The sequence below is a fragment of the Streptomyces sp. VRA16 Mangrove soil genome (assembly GCF_017377775.1).
Lineage (GTDB): Bacteria > Actinomycetota > Actinomycetes > Streptomycetales > Streptomycetaceae > Streptomyces.
Genome location: NZ_JAFVLN010000001.1, coordinates 762779 through 781344 on the forward strand (window position 1 = coordinate 762779; position 18566 = coordinate 781344).

Sequence of the window (18566 nt, forward strand, 5' to 3'; positions counted from 1 at the left end):
CGGCGACGGAGTGACCGTGTGCGCATTCCCTTCAATGTGGGCTGTGGATTCCACGCCGATTGCGAGCGCGGCTACACCAGGACGTAGGGCGACTTGCCGAGCCGTTCCGCACCTTCGCCGAGCAGCGTGGCCATATCGACCAGACCATGTGTCGACATGGCCGGCTGGGCCGTCATGAACGGCTCCAGACATGCTTCGGCGAATCGGCGAATCGGCGGTCCGGCGGTCCGGCAGTCGGAAAGGGCGCGGAGCGGCGCGCGTCGCAGTGGACGATGGCCGCGGTCCTCGTCGAGGCGGACAAGGAGAGCATTGCCGTGCGGGGAGACCCGGCACCGAGGCGGAAGTGTCGTCCGCCGGGGGAGGGGTACTTGGCGGCGGGCGCGCCGCCCTCCGGTCACGCGCTGTAGTACCTGAAGTCGCCGGCCGCACGGGTCCGCACGAGACTCGTTGTGTGCCGTGAGCCATGGAGGAGCGATGGGTGCTCGCAACCGGATCCTCGGCTGGCCGGTCTTCCGCCAGATCACCGGGACCGACCCGCTGGGGCGGGGTGCGGCCGCGATGTCGTCGCGCAGCGAGACGCTGCGCCCGCGTACCGACACCGCCGACAGGGTTGTGAAGTCGGTCTGCCCCTACTGCGCCGTCGGATGCGGTCAGGAGATCTACGTCAAGGACGACCGCGTCGTCCAGATCGAGGGTGATCCGGACTCCCCGGTGAGCCGGGGACGCCTGTGCCCGAAAGGGTCGGCGACGCTTCAGCTCACCACCGGATCCGCGCGCCGTCACGAGGTTCTCTACCGCCGCCCCTACGCGCGGGACTGGGAGCCGCTTGATCTGGAGACGGCGATGGACATGGTCGCCGATCGAGTCGTCGAGACCCGGCGCCGCACCTGGGAGTGGGAGCACGACGGACTCCGCACGGCCCGCACGCTCGGGATCGCCAGTCTCGGCGGCGCGACGCTGGACAACGAGGAGAACTACCTGATCAAGAAGTTGCTGACCGGGCTCGGCGTGGTCCAGGTGGAGAACCAGGCGCGGGTCTGTCACAGCTCCACCGTCGCGGGGCTCGGCTCCTCCTTCGGACGTGGTGGCGCGACCACGTTCATGCAGGACCTGCAGCACGCCGACTGCATCGTGATCCAGGGCTCGAACTTCGCCGAGGCGCACCCCGTGGGATTCCAGTGGGTGATGGAGGCCAAGGCGCGGGGCGCGCGGATCATCCACGTGGACCCGCGCTTCACCCGTACCAGCGCGCTGGCCGACCTGCACGTCCCCCTTCGCGCGGGCAGCGACATCGCCTTCCTCGGCGGCATCATCAACCACGTCCTGTCCGAGGAGAAGGATTTCCGCGAGTACGTGCTCGCGTACACGAACGCGGCGACCCTGGTGAGCAAGGACTTCCAGGACACCGAGGACCTGGGCGGCATCTTCTCCGGCCTGAACGAGGAAGAGCACCACTACGACCCCGAGAGCTGGCAGTACGAGGGCGGGGATGTGCAGCAGCCGACCGGTGAGGTCGACGAGCAGTACGAGCGTCGCGTCGGTGAGGACGCCCCGGCCAGGATCAGCGCCGCCGGGGGAGCGGAGACGCAGGGTTCGGGCGGCGCCCAGGCCCACAGCGACGCGGCCCGGGACGAGACCCTGCAGCACCCCCGCTGCGTCTTCCAGGTCCTCAAGCGGCACTACGCGCGCTACACCCCGGAGCTCGTCGAGCAGACCTGCGGAGTACCGCGGGAGACGTTCCTGGAGGTGTGCGACGCGCTGACGTCCAACTCCGGGCGCGAACGGACCAGCGCCTTCGCCTACGCGGTCGGCTGGACGCAGCACTCCGTGGGGTCGCAGTACATTCGCGCGGCCAGCATCCTGCAACTGCTGCTCGGCAACATCGGCCGCCCCGGTGGTGGCATCCAGGCGTTGCGCGGGCACGCCTCCATCCAGGGATCCAGCGACATCCCGACCCTGTTCAACCTGCTCCCCGGCTACCTGCCGATGCCGCACGCGCACGCCCACGAGGACCTGGACGCGTTCGTCACGGCCAGCCGGACGGACAAGGGCTTCTGGGGCGAGATGCGCTCCTACTTCGTCAGTCTGCTCAAGGCGTACTACGGTGACGCCGCCACGGCGGACAACGACTTCTGCTTCGACCACCTCCCGCGCCTGACCGGCTCCCACAGCACGTACGACACCGTGCTCGCGCAGCTCGACGGCACGTGCAAGGGCTACTTCCTGATGGGGGAGAACCCCGCGGTCGGCTCGGCCAACACGCGGCTGCAGCGCATGGGTATGGCGGAGCTGGAGTGGCTGGTCGTGCGGGACTTCTCGCTGATCGAATCGGCGACCTGGTGGCAGGACGGCCCGGAGATCGAGACCGGGGAGATGCGCACCGAGGACATCGGCACGGAGGTCTTCTTCTTTCCCGCCGCGGCGCACACGGAGAAGTCCGGCTCGTTCACCAACACCAACCGCTGGCTTCAGTGGCACCACGCGGCGGTCGAGCCGGACGGCGACGCCCGCAGCGACCTGTGGTTCATGTACCACCTGGGCCGCCGCATCAAGGAGCGACTGGCCGCGTCCGATGACCCCATGGACCGGGCCGTGCAGGATCTGACCTGGGACTACCCGGTGGACGGCCCGCTGCGCGAACCCGTCGCCGCCGCGGTCCTCGCCGAGATCAACGGACATGGCCCGGACGGGGAGCCGCTGTCCGCCTACACCCAGTTGAAGGACGACGGCTCGACCCGGTGCGGATGCTGGATCTACTGCGGTGTCTTCGCCGACGGTGTGAACCGGGCGGCCCGCCGCACCCCGCACACGGAACAGGACTGGGTGGCCGCCGACTGGGCCTGGGCGTGGCCGGCGAACCGGCGCATCCTGTACAACCGCGCGTCCGCCGCCCCGGACGGAACGCCCTGGAGCGACCGCAAGTCCTACATGTGGTGGGACGATGCCGCCGGCCGGTGGACGGGCCACGACGTCCCCGACTTCGTGCCCGACCGGTCTCCGGACTACGTGCCGCCGGAGGGCGCCACGGGGCCCGACGCGCTGCGCGGCGACGACCCGTTCATCATGCAGGCCGACGGCAAGGGTTGGCTGTACGCGCCGGCCGGCCTTGAGGACGGACCGCTCCCGACCCACTACGAGCCGCAGGACTCGCCCTTCGTCAACGCCCTGTATCCGTCGTGGTCGCGCTCTCCCACCCGGCAGTTGCGTCCGCGCGAGGGCAACCGCTACCACCCGAGTGGCGACGAACCCGGCGCCGACGTCTATCCGTACGTCGTCACCACGCACCGGCTGACCGAGCACTTCACCGCGGGCGGAATGAGCCGCTGGTCGTCCTACCTGTCCGAACTGCAGCCGGAGTTCTTCTGCGAGCTCTCGCCCCGGCTCGCCGCTGAGCGGGGCCTCGTGCACGGCGGCTGGGCGACCATCGTCACCGCGCGCAACGCCATCGAGGCGCGGGTGATGGTGACCGAGCGGCTGAAGCCGCTGACCGTGCACGGGCGGACGGTGCACCAGATCGGGCTGCCGTTCCACTGGGGGCCGAACGGAGTGGCCACCGGGGACGCGGCCAACGAACTGGTCGCGATCGCGCTCGACCCCAACTCCCACATCCAGGAGGACAAGGCGCTGACGGCGGACATCATCGCAGGCAGGCGCCCACGCGGCCCGGACCTGCCGAAGCTGGTCGCCGAGTACCGCCGCAGGGCCGGCATCACCGACGAAACGGGAACGGAGCCGAAGACGTGACCCGCAACCTGCTCAGCGGCCCAGAACCGGACCCGGCACGCGACGCGGGGCACAAGGACGCCCCGCCACGGGTGGGGTTCTTCACCGACACGTCCGTCTGCATCGGATGCAAAGCTTGCGAAATCGCGTGCAAAGAGTGGAACGCGATCCCCGAGGACGGGCTGTCGTTGAGCGGCATGAGCTACGACAACACCCAAGGCCTGGGCAGCTCCACCTGGCGGCACGTGGCGTTCATCGAACAGTCGGCACCCGCCGACGGCCCGCCCTCCCCGGCAGGACGCACCGTCCTGCCGATGGCCGGCACGGAACCGGAGGGGCCGGGGGACGCCGCGACACAGAGCAGCGGCAGCGCTTCCGACATGCGCTGGTTGATGTCGTCCGACGTGTGCAAGCACTGCACGCACGCCGCGTGTCTGGACGTGTGCCCCACGGGGTCGCTCTTCCGCACCGAGTTCGGCACCGTCGTGGTGCAGGAGGACATCTGTAACGGCTGCGGCTACTGCGTGCCCGCATGTCCGTACGGCGTCATCGAGCAACGCCCCTCCGACGGCCGGGCGTTCAAGTGCACCCTCTGCTACGACCGTCTCGGCGCCGGCCAGGAACCGGCCTGCGCGAAGGCCTGCCCGACCGAGTCCATCCAGTTCGGCCCGCTCGACGAACTGCGTGAGCGAGCCGCTCTGCGCGTCGACCAACTGCACGAGTCGGGGGTGAGCGAGGCGCGTCTCTACGGGCACGACCCCGAGGACGGCGTCGGCGGCGACGGAGCGTTCTTCCTCCTCCTGGACCGGCCCGAGGTGTACGGGCTGCCCCCGGACCCGGTCGTCACGACCCGGGACCTGCCCGCCATGTGGAAACACGCGGGTGTCGCGGCGCTGTCCCTGGCCGGTGGTCTCGCGATGTCCTTCGCGGTCCCGGCCGTCCTTCGAGGGAAGGCACGGCGATGAGCGCGACAGGATCTCGGCGCCGCGGCGGGAAGCGCCGCGGTGAGGAACTGATGGTCCCGCGCGCCGAGTTCGGCTCGTACTACGGCAGGCCGATCATCAAGGCCCCGTCCTGGGCGGCGCGCGACATCGCGGGCTACTTCTTCCTGGGCGGGCTCGCCGGCGCGGGCTCGGTGCTCGCGGCAGGCGCTCACGTCACCGGGCGGCAGAGGATGGCCACAGCGCTGAAGGCCTCCTCGCTCGCGGCGGTCACCCTGTCCGCTGCCGCGCTCGTCAACGACCTCGGTGTGCCGAGCCGCTTCCCGAACATGCTGCGGGTCATCAAGCCCACCTCGCCGATGAGCGTCGGGTCCTGGATCCTCAGTGCCTACGGGCCCGCGGCCGGGGTCGCCGCGCTGACTGCAGCCACCGGCCGACTGCCCCGCACCGGCGCGGTGGCGACCACCGGCGCCGCCCTGCTCGGTCCCGCGCTCGCCACCTACACCGGGGTGCTGGCGGCGGACACCGCGGTACCCGCCTGGCACGGCGCCCACCGTCAACTGCCCTACGTCTTCGCCGCATCGGCCGTGGCCGCCGCGTCCGGCATGGCTCTCGTCGTGGGTCCCAGAGGGGAGAACGCCCCGGCGATCTGCGCGGCGGCGCTGGCCGCCGCGTCCGAGCAGATCGCGATCCGGGCAGCCGAACGCGACCTGGGCATGGTGGCGGAGACCTACCGGTCCGGCCGTGCGGGAACGCTGCTGCGCTGCGCCGAGGCTCTTACCGTCGCGGGCGCGGCGGGCGCGGCCCTGCTCGGCCGGCGCAGTCGCCCGGCTGCCGTCGTGGCGGGACTGGGTCTCCTTGCCGGCTCCGCGTGCACACGGTTCGGCATCTTCGCGGCGGGCATCGCGTCGGCTGAGGATCCTCGCTACACCGTCGGCCCGCAGTACGCGGCGGCGGGCCGCGATCCCGATGACGACCTCGACCGGCCGTGAGGCAGGAAGGGGCCGTCGGGTAGCTGTCACGTTGCGCGAGCCCTTGCATCGCGGAGCCCCGTACGACCTCCGTTCGTGCCGGAGCGTGAGAGGCGACACGGTCGCTCCCAGGTGCTGTCGCCGCTGACTGACCGTCTTGGTGACTCCTCTCGCCCTAGAGGCGCGTGGGGAGTGCCGCGCGCGGAATCCACCCAGTGCGACCTGCGGATCCTGGCCACGCCGATCACCTGGCCCGGACCGCCGCCGTGGAGGACCTGTGCGCGCACCGACGCGTACCTTCCGCGCTCAGGGCAGACGTTTCTCGGCCACGGCCCGCCTTTGCGCCGCCAGCGGGGCGGGAGGTATGGGAATTTTTGTTCGGATGTGTCGAGTGGTGCCGGCGCGTAACGTGGTCAGCGAGGGCATCCGCAGCGAGCCCCCGCCCGGCCTGGCTGTCCGCCCCGTCGGGCGAGGAGGTCCCGGATGTCGTGTGCTTGGGACAACAGGCGCCCCTCGCGAGTGAAACGCCCTGGTGCCATGGCGTCCGTCGCTCGCTGTCGCCCATGTACATCGTCCCGCCGAGGAGCGAATCCTGATGGTCACGCACCGCGTGCACGACGACGCACCCCACACCGAGGAAACCTTCGAACGTCTGGCCGTGAGCTCGCAGGGCCCCGAGCACGATGTGCTGAGAGAGGAGCTTGTGGAGGCATGGCTGCCCATGGCCCACCGCCTCGCCCGGCGCTTCCGCGACAAGGGGGAGAGCGTGGAGGATCTCGAGCAGGTCGCGGCCGTGGGGCTGGTCAAGGCGGTCGACCGCTACGACCCTGGGCGCGGCGCCTTCGAGCCGTACGCAGTGCCCACCATCACGGGTGAGCTGCGCCGCCACTTCCGGGACCACGCCTGGGACCTGCGCGTGCCCCGCCGGATCAAGGACCTCCGCAACAAGGCCCGTTTCGCGCGCCGCGACCTCATGAACCGGCCCGACCACCCCGACCGAGAGCCCAGTACGCAGGAGATCGCGCAGGAGGCCGGACTGAGCTGTGACGAGGTACGTGAAGGGATGGAGGCGCTGGAGAGCTACAGGAGTCTGTCGCTCGACGCCGAAGTGGGCGCCGCGGAGCAGGGGTACAGCCTGTCCGACACCCTGGGCGAGACCGAGCCGGCGTACGACCTCGTCGCCGACCGGGAAGCCGCCAAGGAAGGGCTCGCCCATCTGCCTGAGCGTGAACGCGTCATCCTCTACCTGCGCTTCTTCGAAGACATGACCCAGGCCCGCATAGGCGAGGAGCTAGGCATCTCGCAGATGCATGTCTCCCGCCTCATCGCCCGCAGTTGCGCCACGATCCGCGACGACGCCGACCCCCAGGCGGGGCGTGACCGCGCCGCCTGAACGTGCACTCCTCACCCTGACGGGCGTCGACCCGGAGCCGTCAGTCGCGTTCCTGGTCACCTGCCGCCCAGCTGGCGCGCCGGCCTCGGGAATCTGCATGACGTCTCCGGCCGTGGGTACGCGCAGCGCCCTCCGGCGCAGACGGTCACCCCGCGGGACACCGCATGATGTGAGCCCCTGGTAGGGGGCCGCTGAGCCCCACCTTCACACCACGCACGTTGGGAAGTGCGGCCGATGCACACTCTGACATGGCAAGGAATACGCGACGTACGCGTCAGCGGTGTCGATGACAGCGCCGCCGGCCGACTGCTCCGGCTCACGATGTTCGACAGGCAACTCCAGCTGTGCAGGGGACACATGATGAAGACGCTGCTGAGGGCGTGGCCATGAGCGCCGCCCGCCCGTCGGCCGCCGTGATCGTGATCGACATGATCAACACGTACGACCACCAGGACGCCGACCTGCTGCTGCCCGGGGCACGCAAGGCGGTGCCGGTCATCGCCGAGCTGCTTGCCGCGGCACGCGCCCGCGGTGTTCCGGTGGTGTACGCCAACGACAACTTTGGGCAGTGGCGTTCACACCACGGCGAACTCGTCGACGCGGCCATGGCCGGGCCGCATGCGGATCTCGTGGAGCCGATTTTGCCGGACGACGACGCACTGTTCGTCGTGAAGGCGCGGCACTCGATCTTCTACGAGACACCGCTGATGTATCTGCTGTGGGAACTGGGCGTGCGTCACGTCGTCCTGTGCGGCCAGGTCACCGAGCAGTGCGTGCTGTACTCGGCGCTGGACGCTCATATCCGGCACCTGGACGTGACGGTCGTCTCCGACGCCGTCGCCCCCATCCACCGCCGCCTCGCCGACGCGGCACTGGAGATGATGCGCAGGAACATGGGTGCGCACATAGTCAGGGGTCAGGACGTCACGTTCACCCAGGACACTGAGCCGCCCACGTGAAGAGCGAGTGATGGCGCGGTTCGGATGCTTTCTGGCCAGCGAGGTGTTCCCGCCCGCAGGGCTTCTCGACCAGGCACGGGCCGACGACCAGGGCAGGTCGCGTCGCTGCCCGTGACGGTGCCGTCGCCTGCGCCACCGTTCCGGCGGTATACGACCGTGAACGCGCAGGCCGCGGCACCGCGGGCGTGGTCACCGGCCGCCGGTTCCGGTTCGGCAGCGACAGATTCATGGAGAGATCCCTGGGCGAAGGGCGCGTAGCCCTGGCGCCCATCATCGGGCAAGCCGTGTGTCAGGCGCGGCACAGGCAGAACGGATGACCCGCGGGATCGGCATAGACGCGGAACCCGCGCTGCCCGTTCCGGTCCTCCAGGTCCAGGGGCATGGCGCCGAGCGACAGTGCCTCGGCCTCCGCTGCGGCCATGTCTGTGACATTGAGGTCGATGTGCAGCTGCTGGGAGTTGTCCGCACGCGGCCATTGCGGCGGCTGGTAACCCTCGGCCCGCTGGAAGGCGATGCGATGGCCGCCTGGCGCGTACACGTCGTACCAGTCGTCCCTCGCCTTCTTCACCTCGCCCCCAAGGAGCGCAGCGTAGAAGCCCGCCAGTGCAGCGGGATCGGGGCAGTCCACGGCGGTCAGACAGTAGGTGGCCACAGGCATGGCGTTCTCCTCGTCCACGTTCACGACACGTTTCCCCGGGTGGTCACGGGTGCCCTGGTGAAGGATGCGCACACGTAGCTTCCGACGGAGACCCCGCAGGAGCGCCGGAGGCACTGTCGCGCCGAGCGCGAGGGGGAGGGTTGATGGCGATGAGCGGGACCAGGAGGACACCTGGCGGTGGCCACGACACGTAACCCGGGCCGTGGCTCTCGCTCCCAGTGCCACCGCGGCAAGGCGAAAATTCTCTTCGGGGGCGGGCCCGGGAAGTTTGTTCCGGGCGGCGATCAGGGGCAGGTCATGGCCCGGTGCCGGCTGGAGACAGCTGCCGGATGCGTGAGTCGAGTTCGCGTTGATAGAAGTCGATGAAGGCGTCGGGGTCCGGGCCGGCGTTCTGCATCACCAGGTGGTCGAAACCGGCGTCGACGAAGGGCTGGGCCGCCGCGAGAAAGCGCTCCGGGTCGGTGCCGCAGGCGAACTTCTCTCGGATGTCCTCTTCACGCACGGTCGAGGTGGCGGCCTCGAAGTTGACCGGGTTGGGCAGTTCGCTCATGACCTTCCAGCCGGTCAACGCCCACCGTGAGGTCTCGAGCGCGGCCTTCGCCGCCGTGTCCTCGTCAGGAGCCCAAGCCATCGGCACCTCGGCGTAGCGCGGTCCTGTGCCACCGTTGTCGCGGTAGTGGCGGGTGATCTCTGGCTTCGCTTCGGTGGCGAAGAGGCCGTCGCCGAGTTCCGCGGCGAGCCGCGCGGAGGGCGGGCCGCTGGCCGCCACGGCGATCAGGGGAGGCTCGTCGGGGAGGTCGAAGACCCGCGCGTCCCGCAGCTGGAGGTGCTTGCCCTCATAGGATCGGTACCCTCCCTCCCACAGCATCCGGATGATCTCCAGAGCCTCCCGGAGCATGTCGTGCCGGGGCCCGACGGTATCGGGGAACCCCGGGCCGATGACGTGCTCGTTGAGCCGCTCGCCGGACCCGACTCCGAGGACGAACCGGCCCTCGGACATCAGGGCGAGCGTGGCAGCCGCCTGCGCGATGATCGCCGGGTGGTAGCGAACGGTCGGGCAGGTCACCCCAGTGGCCAGGCCGATCCGGGAGGTCTTGGCTGCGATACCGCCCAGGACGGACCAGGCGAACGGCGAATGCCCCTGGTTGTCGAGCCAGGGGTGATAGTGGTCGCTGATCTCGACGAAGTCGAAGCCGGCCTCCTCGGCCAGCACCGCCTGCCGTATCAGTTCCGTGGGGCCGAACGCTTCAGCGGCGAGCTTGTATCCAACGTGCACGACTTCCTCTTCCGTTCGTGTCCCCGCGCGTATTACGGAGCGCGGACTCAGGAGCGCTGACGGTGGGCTTCTTCTTGCGCGACGACCGGGCTGAGAACAAACGCATCTGTATGCGGATGGGTTCTGGGGCCGGGTATCCAGCCTATTTCAGTCCAAACGGGTCTTATTGGTTGTCCATTAGACTAATTATTTGCTTGTTTGTCCTGGCTCGGCTTGGAAACTCGCAGGGGCATGACGCCTGACTCCGTCCCCAGCTCTTCGTCGATGGCCGCTCTGTCTGGTCTCTCGCGCGCCCTGCAACTCGGTCTGAGCGCGATCGAGCGGCTCGAGACGGCCCAGGCGCTTGACCGTCTGGTGGCACCCGTCCAGAAGGCCGTCCGGTCGCTGCCTCTCGGTCCACTGCGTGACGTGCTCCACGGGCGCCCGCTGGGTCACCCGCTGCATCCGGTGTTGGTGCAGGTGCCGATGGGTGCCTGGATGTCGTCCGCCGTCCTGGACTTCGTGCCCGGAGCCGGCCGGCAGGCCCGTGTGCTGGCCGGTGTCGGTACCCTCACGGCGCTGCCCGCCGCGCTGGCCGGGTGGGCGGACTGGGCCGAACAGCACGAACAGCAGATGCGCACGGGGATCGTGCACGCGGCTTCCAATGCGGGCGCCGTGTCGATGTACGCCGCCTCGTTCGTCGTACGCGGTCGTCGCCCCGTGCTCGGCCGGGCGCTCGGGCTCGCCGGTCTGACCTGCGCCGGTGTCGGCGGGTTCATCGGCGGCCATCTCGCCTACCGGCAGGGTTCGGGCGCCAACAAGACGGAACCGGTGCCCCACCTGGTGGAACCGGGCTGGCATCAGCTCGGCTCGCTGGATGGCCTGACGCCCGGGAAACCCGAGCGGCGCATGGTCGGCGAGGTACCCGTGCTGGTAGTCCGCGACGAAGACGGCTCCGTGGACGTGCTCGCCGACTGGTGCAGTCACCTCGCAGGTCCGCTGTCCCAGGGCGACATCAAGGACGGCTGTGCGACCTGCCCCTGGCACGGCAGCGAGTTCCGGCTGTCCGACGGTGCGGTGGTCAGCGGACCCGCAACGGCCCCGCAACCGCGCTTCGAGACCCGGATCGAGCCGGACGGCACCCTCGCGGTACGTCTGCCGAACGCCGGCTGAGAACCCGTCTCACGGGTGAGGTCTGGCGAGCGGGCGTCACTCACCTGCCCTGGCTCTCTGTTACGGCGAAAAGCGCACCGTCCGGGTCGGAGAGGGTCGCATTCCTCGACCCGTCCGATGCCGCCAGGACCTTGCCGCCATGCACCCGCGTGGCCTGCATGCAGGCTTCTACGTCCTCGACTGCAAAGTGCACCTGCCAGCGCGGCCTAATCGCCGGGTCAGGGGCAGATTCAACTGCGCCGGAGTAGATGCGCGCCACTGCAACACCGTGGCTGCGCAGAACGACCTTTTCGTCTTCGTAGTCGACTTCGCAGCACCCCGGACTTCCTGTGCCCCAGCCGAGGACCTCGGCATAGAAAATAGCGGCGTCGAAAGCATCCCGAGTGTGCAGCTCCACGGAGGCCGGAGCTGCGCGGCGCCAGTGCTCCCAATCGGCCATCAATTCGCCCTCCCATATGCCGAAGACGGCCCCGTCTCGGTCGGCCAGGACCGCCGCCCGTCCATATGGGTAGGACAAGGGGCCGACGGCGGTCGTACCTCCACGCTCCCGGCTGCGGGCCTCGGTCTCGTGCGCACTCTGCGTGGCGAAGAAGGGGGTCCAGGCCGTCCCCGGGCACTCGGAACCCACAACGGATACGCCCGCGACAGGAACGCCGCCGACGCTGGCGAACCGGTCATCGTCCCCCAGCCTGCCGGTTCGCCACTCCCACCCGAGAACAGCACGGTAGAAAGTCTCCGCCATCCGCAGATCGTGAGTGGACAGATTGACCCAGCACGGAGCGCCCGGATTCGAGACGTTCGAGACGGGCGGCGCTTGGTTGCTGTAGCTGCTCATATTCAGACCAACCTGACGGGATCAACGCCCGTGGCGCTGTAGCAGGGCCCGAGATACCTCTGTTCGGCACGGCTCGTGGGAGGCGGCCTTCAAAAGTTCGAACGTTGATCCGGGTGCCCCGTTTTAGAGTCTTCTATCCGCGATGGGGGTGGCGGCGCCGATTCGGGCGGCCCGCGGTGAATGAGTTCCTAAAGGTTGTCCCGTAAGAGGTCGGCGCCCGGGAAGATGTCCTGATGGTGAACATCGTGGAGTGGGAGGAGATACGTCGTCGACCGCACTTCGGGCAGCGTGTTTCCGGAGTTCCTGCAGGAAGACTTCGATGAACGGCTCAATCGATGGCGACCTGGGTGGCCCGGGAGCTCGGTCTCCCAGTCCTGGCGGCACGGGCCTTGCGGTGGACCTTGTTCTCGGTTTCCTGCTGCGGGCTCAGGGCAATGCGACCCGAGGGTGCGAATTACGTACGTGCGAGGCTCTCGGCGTCGAGACTCGCCCCGTCGGCCAAGCGGCGTTTTGCGGGAACTGGGCAAACGGCCGCGCAAGTCAGCATGGGGTCAGCATCAGTCTGACTAAAGCTGCCTACAGCTGGCGAAACCTGCGAGTCGAAGACGTGGACTCAGACGCTGCGAGCGGCGTTTGCGATCGAGGTGAAGCGAAGTCGAGCAGGTCGACCAAGCCACTCGCTCGACTTCGTTAGGGTCAGGCTATGAAAGTCCAGTTCAGCGCACTCGACCTCGGGGTTTAAGCGGTACCGGCGGCAGCTCAGGCGCATCCAGCCGATCCCCGTCGTACCCCTTCACCTCACCGAACCGCGACCCGCTCATCCAGTCCTCCCGGGCCTGAGTGATCTCGTCCTGGTTGCGGCCGATGAAGTTCCACCACATGACCAGTTCCTCGGCGAACGGCTCGCCGCCGAGGAGCATGATCTCGGCGTCGGACGCGGCGCGCAGCGGGAGTTCGGTGCGGCCGCAGCCGAGGTAGAGGAGTGAACCGGGCAGCACGGGCACGCCGTCGACGTGGACCTCGCCCGACATCGAGAGGACCCCGTACTCGAAGTCGGGGACCAGGGGCAGGCTCGCCTCGGCGCCGGAGGCGAGGGTGATGTCGGCGCCGACGATGGGCGTGTAGGCCGAACCGGGAGACGCCGTGCCGTCGAGTTCGCCGAGGATGACGATCGCGTCGAGGCCCGGCGCCGTGACGGTGGGCAGGTCGGCGTGGTGCTCGAACTTCGGGTCGATGTGGCGGTGCTCGTCCGGCAGGGCGACCCAGAGCTGCGCGCCGTGCAGGAAGCGGGCGTGCGACTTGGGGGACTCCTCCGAGTGGGAGATGGCCCGGCCGGACGTCATGAGTCCGAGCTCGCGCGGCCGGATGGTCTGGAGGCTGCCCGTCGAGTCGCGGTGCAGGACCTCTCCCTCGTGCAGCCACGACACCGTCTGCAGCCCCATGTGGGGGTGCGGCGGCACCTGCATGCCCGGCTCGTCGGCGATGTCGTCGGGCCCGTACTGGTCCACGAACGCCCACGCGCCGATCATGCGGCGGCCGAGGTTCGGCAGCAGCCGGCGCACTTCGGTGGATTCGCCGAGCTGTACTCGGCGGGGGCTCAGGAGTTCGCGCACCGGCTCGGCGACGACGAATCCGCGGCCGCCGCACAGCGAGGGGACTGCCTGACGGTCAAGGTTGCTCATGGGCACAACTTAGCCCTGTTCCGTGCCGTCGACGACGCCCGGCCCAGAAGCCGAAGGCCCCGGCCCTGAGTTCGGTGGAGCGGCGCGCCGCCGGGCCACCGTGCCCGCCCACCGGACGAGGCGGCACGCGCCCCGCGCCGCCGCCGTGTCCCGCCGCCCGGACGGGTCACCCAGCGCGCCGAGTTGCGCCCGGGCCACTGGAATGGACGAGTGCCCCTTGTGACCGCCGTGACCGATGCGCCGCCGGACGACTGTCTCGCCCGCAACGACTGGATCTGCGGCGCGTACCTGAGCACGCGCCGGCACATCCTCGTGGACGCCGTGCTGCAACACCTTCAGATCACGAGCGTCGCCGTCGCCCTGGCACTCGTGATCGCCGTTCCGCTGGCCGTCGTCGCGCGCCGGTGGGGGTGGGCCGCCGGGCCCGTGCTCGCCCTGACCACCGTGCTGTACACGATCCCGTCGCTGGCCATGTTCTCGCTGCTGCTGCCCGCCTACGGGCTCTCCGCGACGCTCGTCGTCGCAGGGCTCGTGCTGTACTCGCTGACCCTGCTCGTACGGAACATCCTGGCCGGGCTGCGCGCCGTCCCCGAAGAGACGCGGCAGGCCGCGCGCGGCATGGGCTACGGACCCGTCCGGCTGCTGCTCACCGTGGAACTGCCGCTCGCGCTGCCCGCCGCCATGGCCGGACTGCGCATCGCCACCGTCTCCGCGGTGTCCCTCGTGACCGTCGGGGCGATCGTCGGCTACGGCGGGCTCGGCAACCTCATCTACGCCGGGATGAACACGTACTTCAAGGCCCAGGTGCTGACCGCGTCCGTGCTGTGCGTCGTCATCGCCGTCGCCGCCGACCTGCTGCTGCTCGGGGTCGGGTGGCTGCTCACCCCGTGGATGAGAGCGACCAGCGGGAGCCGCGCGTGAAGACCCTCACCGACGCCTGGAACTGGCTCGCCGACTCCGCCCACTGGTCCGGCGACGACGGCATCTGGCACCGGCTTGAGCAGCATCTCGTGCTGACCGTCGTGTGTCTCGTCGTGAGTTGTCTGATCGCCCTGCCGATCGCGCTGGTGCTCGGGCACCTCGGCAAGGGCGGCGCGCTCGCCGTCAACATCTCCAACGTCGGACGGGCCGTGCCCACCTTCGCCGTGCTCGTCCTGCTGCTCCTCACCCCGCTCGGTCAGTACGGGGAGGGGCCCACCGTCGTCGCCCTCGTGCTGTTCGCCGTACCGCCGCTGCTCACCAACGCGTACGTCGGCATGCGCGGCGTCGACCGTGAGGTGGTGCGGGCCGCACGGGGCATGGGCATGACCGGGAGGCAGATGCTGTGGAAGGTGGAGCTTCCCCTCGCACTGCCGATGATCATGAACGGGGTGCGGATCGCCGCCGTGCAGCTCGTCGCCACCGCGACCATCGCCGCGCTCGCGGGCGGCGGGGGCCTGGGACGGATCATCACCGCCGGGTTCAACCTCGCCAGTACGCCGCAGGTCGTCGCCGGAGCCGTGCTCGTCGCCGCGTTCGCCCTGTTCGTGGAGGGGCTGTTCGAGATCGCCGAGCGGCTCGCTCCGGCCTGGGCACGGGGGAGGGCCGGATGAGGCGGCTCGTGGTGGGTCTCGTGGCCGGGGTGCTGCTGCTCGCCGGGTGCGGCGGCGGGCCCTCGCTGGAGAACCAGGGGCAGGTGACCGCGCCGCCCGGCGACAGCAAGCACCTCGTCATCGGCTCGGCCGGGTTCACCGAGAGCGATCTGCTCGCCAACATGTACGCGCTGCTGCTGAAGAACGCCGGATACGGGACCGAGATCCTGTCCGTCGCCAACCGCGAACTGTACGAACCCGCCCTGGAGTCGGGGCAGATCGACGTCGTCCCGGAGTACGCCGCCACGTTCGCCGACTGGCTCAACGCCAAGACCAACGGCGCCGACGCGCAGCCCGTCGGCTCCCCCGACCTCGACGCCACCATGACCGCCCTGCGCCGGCTCGCCGCGCCCCGGGGGCTCGTCGTGCTCGACCCCGGGAAGGCCGTCGACCAGAACGCCTTCGCCGTCGCCGCCCCGTACGCGAAGGAACACCGGCTCAGGACGCTGAGCGACCTCGGCGCCTCGGGCCTGAGAGTGCGGCTCGCCGCCGGCGACGAATGCGTCCAGCGCCCGTACTGCGAGCCGGGGTTGAAGAGCGTCTACGGCATCGACATCACCGGCATCGACCCCAAGGGCGTCGGCACCACCCAGTCCAAACAGGCCGTGCAGAACGGGCAGGACCAGATGGTGCTGACCACCAGCACGGACGCCACGCTCGACGACTTCGGGCTCGTCCTCCTCGCCGACGACAAGCATCTGCAGAACGCGGACTACATCGTGCCCGTCGTCAATCGCTCCCGCGCGGGCAGCGACAAGGTGGCTGGCGCGCTCGGCGCCCTCAACTCCGTCCTCACGACGGCCGACCTCGCCTCGCTCAACGAACAGGTCGACAGCTGGCGGCGGCTGCCCGAGGATGTCGCACGCACCTATCTGGAGGACAAAGGCCTGTTGAAGTAGGCCCGGACGGGGAACGGGGACGCCTATGAAGGCAGCCGTCGTCGTCGGCGCAGGCGTGCTCGGCGCCTGCGTCACCTACCACCTCGCCCGCGCGGGCGTCCACGTCGTCATGGTGGAGCGGGCCGAGCGGCCCGCGGCCGGCACGTCCGGCGCCACCTTCGCCGCGGACGTGACCCACCTCAAGACCCCGCACGCCTACTACCGGCTGAACCGGCGGGGATCCGAGGGACATCTGCGCCTCGTCGAGGAACTGGGCGGGCCCGGCTGGCGGCATCCGGTGCCGCTCGTCCAGTGGGCGGGCACCGAGGACGACCACCGGGCCCTGCGCGAACGGACGCTGCGGGCGCGGAACTGGGGCCACGACTGCCGGCTCGTGCCCGCCGCGGTCCTGCGTGAGATCGCCCCCGCCGCCGACCCGGCAGCCTGCGCCGCCGACGAGGTCGTCGTGCACGCGGGCGCCGCCTGGTTCGACGCACCCCGGTTCGTACGCGCCCTGCTCGACGCCGCCGCACGCCACGGCCGCGTCGAGACGCACTACGGGACCCCGGTGACCGGGCTGCTGCGCGACGGCGCCCGCGTCACCGGCGTGGCCGCACGCGAACGTACCTGGCGCGCCGACGCCGTCGTCAACTGCGCGGGGCCCGGCGCCGACCGGGTCGCCGCGAGCGCCGGGGTACGGCTGCCGATGCGCCGGGTGCCCGGCCTGATCGTCGAGAGCCGCCCGCTGCCCGGCCGCCCGCTCACCGCGATCCTCGCCGCCCCGGGCGTCGACCTGCGGCCCACCGCCGACGGTGGGGTGCTCGCCCTGTCCTGGGAGATCGACGCACGGCTGCGCGGCACGGTCGACGGACTCCCGCAGGAACTGCAGCGGCGCGCCCGCACCCTCGTGCCGGACGTCGGACGCGTACGGATCGCCGACGCCCGGATCGGCATCCGGCCGGTACCGCTGGACGGACTGCCGCTGGTGGGGACCGTCCCGCAGGCGCCCGGGCTCTACCACCTGGTCTCGCACAGCGCCGTCACCCTGGCCCCCGTGCTCGGCAGCCTCGCCGCTCGCGAGATCACCGAAGGACGGCCCGTGCAGGAGCTGGCCCCCTACCGTCCGGACCGGCCCGTCGACAGTGACGTACAGGACGAGAACCTGCGCGCCATGAACCATTTCACGCCCAAGTCTCAACCTGACGTCTAGGGTGAGGTTTTCCGGGTGCGGACGGCTGCCGCCCTTGAGCCAGGCTTGGCTCAGGCTCGCCTCGGGCTTCGGTCAGGCGTCCGCCACCGAGTCGAACTCCACCTCGTCCCGCCCGACCCCCAGCGCGTCCGCGTCCACCGAACGACGCAGCGCCTCATGCAGCTTCGCCGGGGTCAGCACCCCCAGGAAGCGGGCGCCGTCCAGGACCGCGACCCAGCCCGCGTCGTGCTGCAGCATCACGCCGAACGCCTGCTTGAGCGGCGCGCCGACCGGGACCCAGGCGTTCATCCGGTGCGCCAGGTCGCCGACCCGGCCGTCCTGCCCGGCCAGCGACGTCTCGTCGAGCCCGACCCAGCCGTGCAGATCGTCCTTCTCGTCGAGTACCACCGCCCACCGGTCGCCCGTCTCCCGCATCCGGGCCGCCGCCTGCGCCGCCGACTCGTCGATCCTGGCCACCGCCGGCTGCTCCAGGTCGTCCGGCTCGATCCGTGTCACCGAGAGCCGCTTCAGGCCGCGGTCCGCGCCGACGAACTCCGCCACGTACGGCGTCGCCGGACTGCCGAGCACCGCGCCCGGGGTGTCGAACTGCTCGATGCGCCCCTGGCCGTACACCGCGATCCGGTCGCCGAGCCGCACCGCCTCCTCGATGTCGTGCGTGACCAGCAGCACGGTCTTGCGCACGGCGGCCTGCATCCGCAGGAACTCGTCCTGCAACTGCTCGCGCACCACCGGGTCGACCGCGCCGAACGGCTCGTCCATCAGCAGCACCGGCGGATCGGCGGCCAGCGCCCGCGCGACGCCCACCCGCTGCCGCTGACCGCCCGACAACTGCTCCGGATACCGGCTGCCGTACGTCGTCGGGTCCAGGCCCACCATGTCCAGCAGCTCGGCCGCGCGCGCCCGTGCCTTCGTCTTCTTCCAGCCGACCAGGGCCGGGACGGTTGCCGTGTTGTCGAGGATCGTGCGGTGCGGGAAGAGACCGACCTGCTGGATGACGTACCCGATGCGGCGGCGCAGTTTCACCGGGTCGACCGTCGCGATGTCCTCGCCGTCTACGTAGATGCGCCCCGACGTCGGCTCGATCAGCCGGTTCACCATCATCATCGTCGTGGTCTTGCCGCAGCCCGAAGGGCCGACGAGCGTGACCAGTTCGCCCTCGGCGACCTCGAAGGAGAGGTCGTCCACCGCCGTGGTGCCGTCCGCGTACCGCTTGGTGACCTGATCGAACCGGATCATGGACTCACGCTAACCGCGCCG

At 70.1% G+C, this 18566-nt stretch carries 15 protein-coding genes; 10 read left to right on the forward strand and 5 right to left on the reverse strand.

Annotated features, from left to right (window positions below; all coding sequences use genetic code 11):
- Nucleotides 1-474 precede the first annotated feature (474 nt).
- The 5 genes from fdh to J3486_RS03370 all read left to right on the forward strand — a co-directional run bounded on the left by fdh (nucleotide 475) and on the right by J3486_RS03370 (nucleotide 7987).
- Nucleotides 475-3744, forward strand: coding sequence for a formate dehydrogenase (gene fdh / locus J3486_RS03350; RefSeq protein ID WP_207818382.1), 3270 nt, complete (start codon nucleotides 475-477; stop codon nucleotides 3742-3744).
- Nucleotides 3741-4688 carry a 4Fe-4S dicluster domain-containing protein gene (locus J3486_RS03355; protein WP_207818383.1) on the forward strand — a complete coding sequence of 316 codons (948 nt, stop codon included), beginning with the start codon at nucleotides 3741-3743 and terminating at the stop codon, nucleotides 4686-4688. Before fdh ends, J3486_RS03355 begins: the two co-directional genes overlap by 4 nt.
- A complete protein-coding gene (gene nrfD / locus J3486_RS03360; RefSeq protein ID WP_207818384.1) occupies nucleotides 4685-5656 on the forward strand; it encodes an NrfD/PsrC family molybdoenzyme membrane anchor subunit in 972 nt (323 codons plus the stop codon). The genes J3486_RS03355 and nrfD overlap by 4 nt, the downstream gene beginning before the upstream one ends.
- A gap of 574 nt (nucleotides 5657-6230) precedes the next feature.
- A complete protein-coding gene (locus tag J3486_RS03365) occupies nucleotides 6231-7028 on the forward strand; it encodes a SigB/SigF/SigG family RNA polymerase sigma factor (RefSeq protein WP_207818385.1) in 798 nt (265 codons plus the stop codon).
- 386 nt (nucleotides 7029-7414) lie between these two features.
- Nucleotides 7415-7987, forward strand: a complete 573-nt coding sequence (locus tag J3486_RS03370; RefSeq protein WP_207818386.1) for a cysteine hydrolase family protein — start codon at nucleotides 7415-7417, stop codon at nucleotides 7985-7987.
- A 289-nt stretch (nucleotides 7988-8276) separates the two neighbouring features.
- On the opposite strand, the gene J3486_RS03375 is transcribed toward J3486_RS03370, so the two are convergent.
- Both J3486_RS03375 and J3486_RS03380 read right to left on the reverse strand, forming a co-directional pair.
- On the reverse strand, nucleotides 8277-8645 hold the full coding sequence (locus J3486_RS03375; RefSeq protein WP_207818939.1) for a VOC family protein: 369 nt from the start codon (nucleotides 8643-8645) through the stop codon (nucleotides 8277-8279).
- 295 nt (nucleotides 8646-8940) lie between these two features.
- Entirely contained in the window at nucleotides 8941-9921 is a 981-nt protein-coding gene (locus tag J3486_RS03380; protein WP_207818387.1) for a TIGR03557 family F420-dependent LLM class oxidoreductase, read from the reverse strand.
- Between the two features lie 264 nt (nucleotides 9922-10185).
- Between J3486_RS03380 and J3486_RS03385 the strand changes: the two genes are divergently transcribed.
- Nucleotides 10186-11073 carry a Rieske 2Fe-2S domain-containing protein gene (locus J3486_RS03385; protein ID WP_229377379.1) on the forward strand — a complete coding sequence of 296 codons (888 nt, stop codon included), beginning with the start codon at nucleotides 10186-10188 and terminating at the stop codon, nucleotides 11071-11073.
- Nucleotides 11074-11113: 40 nt separating this feature from the next.
- On the opposite strand, the gene J3486_RS03390 is transcribed toward J3486_RS03385, so the two are convergent.
- Nucleotides 11114-11908 (reverse strand): VOC family protein, encoded by a 795-nt coding sequence (locus J3486_RS03390; protein ID WP_207818389.1) that lies wholly within the window; start codon nucleotides 11906-11908, stop codon nucleotides 11114-11116.
- 716 nt (nucleotides 11909-12624) lie between these two features.
- Nucleotides 12625-13590, reverse strand: coding sequence for a pirin family protein (locus J3486_RS03395; RefSeq protein ID WP_207818390.1), 966 nt, complete (start codon nucleotides 13588-13590; stop codon nucleotides 12625-12627).
- 219 nt (nucleotides 13591-13809) lie between these two features.
- Here J3486_RS03395 and J3486_RS03400 point away from each other — a divergent pair, with 219 nt between their 5' ends.
- From J3486_RS03400 to J3486_RS03415, 4 genes are read left to right on the forward strand one after another with little or no spacing between them, the layout of a single operon-like run.
- A complete protein-coding gene (locus J3486_RS03400; RefSeq protein WP_374194687.1) occupies nucleotides 13810-14511 on the forward strand; it encodes an ABC transporter permease in 702 nt (233 codons plus the stop codon).
- Nucleotides 14508-15182: an ABC transporter permease gene (locus J3486_RS03405; RefSeq protein ID WP_207818391.1), complete on the forward strand. Its 675-nt coding sequence runs from the start codon at nucleotides 14508-14510 to the stop codon at nucleotides 15180-15182. Before J3486_RS03400 ends, J3486_RS03405 begins: the two co-directional genes overlap by 4 nt.
- Nucleotides 15179-16120: an ABC transporter substrate-binding protein gene (locus tag J3486_RS03410; RefSeq protein WP_207818392.1), complete on the forward strand. Its 942-nt coding sequence runs from the start codon at nucleotides 15179-15181 to the stop codon at nucleotides 16118-16120. The genes J3486_RS03405 and J3486_RS03410 overlap by 4 nt, the downstream gene beginning before the upstream one ends.
- Nucleotides 16121-16145: 25 nt before the next feature.
- Complete coding sequence (locus tag J3486_RS03415) at nucleotides 16146-17309, forward strand: FAD-binding oxidoreductase (protein ID WP_207818393.1); 1164 nt, start codon at nucleotides 16146-16148, stop codon at nucleotides 17307-17309.
- A gap of 72 nt (nucleotides 17310-17381) precedes the next feature.
- On the opposite strand, the gene J3486_RS03420 is transcribed toward J3486_RS03415, so the two are convergent.
- Nucleotides 17382-18545, reverse strand: coding sequence for an ABC transporter ATP-binding protein (locus tag J3486_RS03420; RefSeq protein ID WP_207818394.1), 1164 nt, complete (start codon nucleotides 18543-18545; stop codon nucleotides 17382-17384).
- Between the last annotated feature and the right edge of the window lie 21 nt (nucleotides 18546-18566).

Bases quoted from the DNA above. Each gene is read 5' to 3' on its own strand.
- nrfD (WP_207818384.1), top strand. From the start codon at position 4,685: ATGAGCGCGACAGGATCTCGGCGCCGCGGCGGGAAGCGCCGCGGTGAG.
- J3486_RS03370 (WP_207818386.1), top strand. From the start codon at position 7,415: ATGAGCGCCGCCCGCCCGTCGGCCGCCGTGATCGTGATCGACATGATC.
- J3486_RS03395 (WP_207818390.1), bottom strand. From the start codon at position 13,590: ATGAGCAACCTTGACCGTCAGGCAGTCCCCTCGCTGTGCGGCGGCCGC.
- J3486_RS03410 (WP_207818392.1), top strand. From the start codon at position 15,179: ATGAGGCGGCTCGTGGTGGGTCTCGTGGCCGGGGTGCTGCTGCTCGCC.
- J3486_RS03420 (WP_207818394.1), bottom strand. From the start codon at position 18,545: ATGATCCGGTTCGATCAGGTCACCAAGCGGTACGCGGACGGCACCACG.
- fdh (WP_207818382.1), top strand. From the start codon at position 475: ATGGGTGCTCGCAACCGGATCCTCGGCTGGCCGGTCTTCCGCCAGATC.
- J3486_RS03390 (WP_207818389.1), bottom strand. From the start codon at position 11,908: ATGAGCAGCTACAGCAACCAAGCGCCGCCCGTCTCGAACGTCTCGAAT.
- J3486_RS03385 (WP_229377379.1), top strand. From the start codon at position 10,186: ATGGCCGCTCTGTCTGGTCTCTCGCGCGCCCTGCAACTCGGTCTGAGC.
- J3486_RS03415 (WP_207818393.1), top strand. From the start codon at position 16,146: ATGAAGGCAGCCGTCGTCGTCGGCGCAGGCGTGCTCGGCGCCTGCGTC.
- J3486_RS03375 (WP_207818939.1), bottom strand. From the start codon at position 8,645: ATGCCTGTGGCCACCTACTGTCTGACCGCCGTGGACTGCCCCGATCCC.
- J3486_RS03365 (WP_207818385.1), top strand. From the start codon at position 6,231: ATGGTCACGCACCGCGTGCACGACGACGCACCCCACACCGAGGAAACC.